The organism is Nitratireductor sp. CH_MIT9313-5 (assembly GCF_037029545.1).
Lineage (GTDB): Bacteria > Pseudomonadota > Alphaproteobacteria > Rhizobiales > Rhizobiaceae > Chelativorans.
Genome location: NZ_JAYMER010000028.1, coordinates 1 through 4,713 on the forward strand (window position 1 = coordinate 1; position 4,713 = coordinate 4,713).

Annotated in this window: 4 protein-coding genes; 3 read left to right on the forward strand and 1 reads right to left on the reverse strand. The window is 60.5% G+C overall.

Annotated features, from left to right (window positions below):
* A partial coding sequence (locus tag WA367_RS16735; protein ID WP_336057920.1) for a DUF305 domain-containing protein occupies positions 1-519 on the reverse strand: 519 nt, incomplete at its 3' end.
* 463 nt (positions 520-982) lie between these two features.
* Between WA367_RS16735 and WA367_RS16740 the strand changes: the two genes are divergently transcribed.
* Genes WA367_RS16740 through WA367_RS16750 form a run of 3 tightly spaced genes read left to right on the forward strand, consistent with a single transcriptional unit; the run spans position 983 to position 3,975 of the window.
* Complete coding sequence (locus WA367_RS16740; RefSeq protein WP_336057921.1) at positions 983-1,804, forward strand: sulfurtransferase/chromate resistance protein; 822 nt, start codon at positions 983-985, stop codon at positions 1,802-1,804.
* On the forward strand, positions 1,804-3,171 hold the full coding sequence (chrA, locus tag WA367_RS16745; protein ID WP_336057922.1) for a chromate efflux transporter: 1,368 nt from the start codon (positions 1,804-1,806) through the stop codon (positions 3,169-3,171). Before WA367_RS16740 ends, chrA begins: the two co-directional genes overlap by 1 nt.
* Before the next feature lie 60 nt (positions 3,172-3,231).
* Positions 3,232-3,975, forward strand: a complete 744-nt coding sequence (locus WA367_RS16750) for a sulfurtransferase (RefSeq protein ID WP_336057923.1) — start codon at positions 3,232-3,234, stop codon at positions 3,973-3,975.
* Positions 3,976-4,713: the final 738 nt, after the last annotated feature.

The following is a 4,713-nucleotide window of genomic DNA, read 5'->3' on the forward strand; positions in this document are numbered from 1 at the left end:
CATCACCTTGTTCAAGGCATCCTCAACGCTGCCAGGTTCAGGTGCCGGATCCTCATAGATCTCTTTCACCACATTTCCATCGGCCAGGTCTTCGATGAGATAGGCCATCTCGGCGATCTCCTTGCGCTGGGCATCGATGATCTCGTCGGCCAGTTTGCGTACGCGTGCATCCTCGATCTGCGCGCGTTCTGAGGTCATGATGGCGATGGAGTGATGCGGGATCATGGCGCGCATATAGCTTTCACCGCTGACGGTGACCTGGCTGCGTACCAGCCACAGGGCACCTGCGAAAACGACTGCCGCACCCACGAAGATGGCTATGTTGAGAGCGGTGTTCTTGTACATGCCGAGCATGAAGGCCAGCATGATAATGGCCATGGTCGCTCCCATGAGGATGGCCATGTAAGTGCGTGTCTCGCTGAAATAGACATGCTCGAAGGCGTAGGTGTTGAGATACATCAGGATGAACATCACCACTGTGGAGGTGAGGATCATCAAGCCGAAACGGATATAGGACATCGCTAAAACTCCCGTGCCACTTGATCCAAGAGGAGAGAGGCGTGTTCCATCATGCGCGGCACCCTCCCTCAGCAGGTGGTGGAGAGAGAACGGGAGGATGTTCAAATCGTTCCTGTCACATTGTCATAATGCGTGATCAGCGTAGTTCACGGATGTTTAGGGGCCGAGAGCGGTCTGGCTGCTTTGTGGAAGCCGTTAAAGGTAAGCAGCCGTTCTAGCAAGGCGCCAACAGGCAATGTTTGCCTTGTCCGCTCACGACCCCATTTCGGTCATTAGACAGTTCTCAAGTCGCTCTCGGGAGCTGCCATTCCGCTGAAGCTATCTGTTGTATTTGACCGCCAATTCATGTTGACGAAAAGCACCGGGCGCCGGTAATAGACGTGTATGGGGACTGCGAGCTCCCCACGAGGCGCCAGCTGAAGATCGCGTTCCAAAAACCAACCCCGGCAACGGAGGAACGCTCATGCCTGCGCTAAATGCCATTTCACTCGACAAACTCACCCGCATCGTCGGAACACCCCGCGCACCGCTCTTGCTCGACGTGCGATCCGAGGAGGATTTCTCTGCTAATCCCCGATTGCTTCCGGGGTCCACCCGGATTGACGACCAGGCGCTTGCCGACCTCGCGCCGCAGCTGGGCGATCAGCCTTATATAGCTGTTTGTCAGGCGGGTCACCGGCGCAGCCAGGGGACGGCCGCCTGGCTGCGCGCCGAAGGCTGCCCATCGGAATATCTCGAAGGCGGGTTCGAAGCCTGGCGGTCTGCCGGACTGCCGCTGATCGATCCAACGAAGCTCCCGGAGCGCGATGCGCAGGGCCGCACCGTCTGGGTCACGCGGTCGCGCCCCAAGATCGACCGCATTGCGTGCCCCTGGTTGATCCGGCGCTTTCTCGACCCTCGCGCCATCATCCTGTTCGTCGCGCCCGCCGAAGTTGTGGGCGTTGCCGAACGCTACAACGCCGCGCCATTCGACATCGAAGGTGTGTTCTGGAGCCACCGGGGCGAGCTTTGCACGTTCGATGTGATGCTGGCCGAGTTCGGCCTGGCTATTCCCGCGCTCGACCGGCTGGCAGCCATCGTGCGCGGTGCGGATACGGCGCGGCTTGATCTGGCGCCCGAGGCGGCCGGGTTGCTTGCCGCGTCGCTTGGCCTGTCACGTATGTATTCCGACGATCTCGAGCAGCTCGAGGCCGGCATGCTGCTTTACGACGCCTTCTATCGCTGGGCGCGCGACGCGACCGACGAGACCCACAATTGGCCCTCCAACAAGCCCAAGGCAGACTGATGCACGACCGCGCTTACCCCACCCTGGCCGAGGCCACCCGTATCTGGGCCCGCATTGGACTGTTAAGCTTTGGCGGCCCCGCGGGCCAGATCGCGCTCATGCATCGCATTCTCGTCGAAGAGCAGCGCTGGCTCGGCGAGAAGCGGTTTCTCCATGCGCTCAACTACTGCATGCTGCTGCCAGGCCCCGAAGCCATGCAGCTTGCCGTCTATATCGGCTGGCTGATGCACCGCACGCTCGGCGGCATCATTGCCGGTGCCTTGTTCGTGCTGCCCGGCGTCGTCGCGATCATGGCGCTGAGCTGGGTCTATGCGCTTTACGGCAATGTCGGATCAATCGAGGCACTGTTCTTTGGCCTCAAGGCTGCGGTGCTGGCCATCGTGGTGCAGGCGGTCATCCGCATCGGATCGCGTGCGCTGAATAACAACGCGATGGTCGCGATCGCCGCCGCTTCGTTCATCGCGATCTTCGGGTTCGCCGTTCCGTTTCCGCTTATCATCTTGATCGCCGGCCTGATCGGGTTCCTCGGAGCCAGGGCAAGTCTGCCGGCGTTTCGGGACGGGGGAGGCCACGGCAAGGTTGGTAAGGTGCAGGTCGATGATGCCGATACGCTGCTGGGAGAAGAAACTCCCGGCCACGCCGAGGTCAGCCGCAGCTACGCCTTCCGCGTCTCGGCGATATTCCTCCTCCTGTGGTTGGCGCCAGTTGCCTTGCTGTTCGTGGTTTTCGGTCCCGCCAACGTCTTTTCCCAGATCGCGGGCTTCTTCAGCGTCATGGCGGTCGTGACCTTCGGCGGCGCCTATGCGGTCCTGGCCTATGTAGCGCAGGAGGCGGTGCAGAACTACGGCTGGCTCGCTCCAGGGGAGATGCTGGACGGTCTCGGCATGGCGGAAACCACGCCCGGCCCGCTGATCATGGTGACGCAGTTCGTGGGCTTCATGGGCGCATTCCGCGATGCGGGCGGGCTCTCGCCGCTGGTGGCAGGCTCCCTGGGCGGCCTTCTGACCACATGGGTAACCTTCACGCCCTGCTTCCTGTGGATATTCCTAGGCGCCCCCTTCATCGAGCGTCTGCGTGATAACAAGGTTTTGTCAGCGGCGCTGACGGCGATCACGGCTGCCGTAGTGGGCGTGATCCTGAACCTCGCGGTCTGGTTCGGACTGCACGTGATCTTCGAGGAGGTCGGGACAATCACGGCTTTTGGGCTCGATCTTGATGTGCCCGTCTGGTCGTCGATAAACCTCGCGGCTGCGGCGCTGGTGCTTGCCGCGCTTGTTGCGGTGTTTCGCTTCAAGCTTGGCCCGGTCACCGTGCTGGGAGGGTGCGCGACGGCCGGCCTCGCGTTGCATTTAGCGGGGCTTGCGTGAACGATGTCCTTTCTTTTGAAACGTGCATAGCCTGGTCGCACTCGAACCGGAGAAGTAAGGATGTCCCAATCCGATCCCGTCATTGACGCCGAACACTTGGCGAAGCTCTCGCAACATGTGTTGCTCGACGCGCGCGGCGCATACACGGATCGGAACGACCTCGTTTACGGTGCGGTCGTCGTGCCGGTCGAGGAATGGATCGATGCTGCAAGACGCGACGCGACTTCGTTCGAAAACGTGGAGTACTGGGGACAGGAAATCGCCAAGCTGAGCCTCTCGAGCCAAACGACCGCTGTCGTCTTTGACGACGGACATATGACCGAGTCTGCCCCGGTCTGGTTCATTCTTCAGTTTTTCGGCGCAAAGGCTCTGGTGCTGAACGGCGGGGCAGCGAGCCTGGCGACGAAGCGGGCGTCGATACCGGTGCCGACGCCTGCGAGCCCGATGCCATTTCAAGCTTCTTACAATGCCGGTCCGGTCGGCCTCGTCGATCGCCACACGCTGAAAGACGATCTGCACACGGCGGCAATCTTCGACGCACGGACCCAGGCTGAGTTCAGGGGCGATGATCTCAAGAGCAATGCCCGGGGCGGTCATCTGCCGGGTGCGAAACTGCTTCCGCATTCGGACTTGCTTAAGTCCGGCAATCTGCGCGCTCCGAGTGATTTGAGAGAGATGCTATCAGCAATCGGCTTCCAGACTGGAGATTATCTCGTCACCCATTGCGACGGGGCGGCCGCGCCGCTCTTGCAGCCATCGCCGCGGTTCGTGCAGGCTATGAGCACGTCAACGTCTACTATTTGAGCTTTTTCGACTGGGCCAAGGATGAGAATTGCCCTGTGAAGTAGGCCAGTTGCCTCATGCACGGATCTTGCTCCCCTCGTACGCGAGTGATTCAGTCCCGGATGAGCCGATAAGCTAACAGTCGGACCCTCAAGCCGCCGGTTGGCGTCCGCCGCCCCATTTGGCCGTTCGCCAATGGCCACTTTTGCACGAGGCCATCTGAAAGCCGACTGTCGCCTTCCACCCCAACGGTGACTTCCTAGCAACGACACCATCGCCATCGCACTCGGCGATCGGTTACTGGCGTTCTAGGGGCCGTAAGGAGACAGTTGTCTTGCGTGCTCCGGTTGGACTTTGCCGACATTCGTCGACCCTGGATGCGCTGGCGATTCCGGCCCATTGCTGCCGTTCGGGATCGTATCATGCTGCGTGGCAGCATTCCCTGAAGCCGCCGTTCAGGCGGTGCTGCAGCAAAGCACCTGAAAATACACTCACTGTCGCTGTCAGGCTTGAAGCTCTTCGCCCTAGTCAAGCTACGTGCGCTCCGAAACGCGGTATCGAGTCTGGCCGCATCTGTGTCGATGGGCGGCGGATAACGATCACCGGTCAATGAAATGCTTGGGTTTAATTCTGACCTTGGTAAGGACCGCTTTCGGGCGAACTCGTAACACCGCCCAGTAATGCGAGATGTCTCACAGTCATCGGAACCTCCGTTCCTCGTAACTGCTTGATGTTACTAGCGTGCTTCTAGTGGTAGCG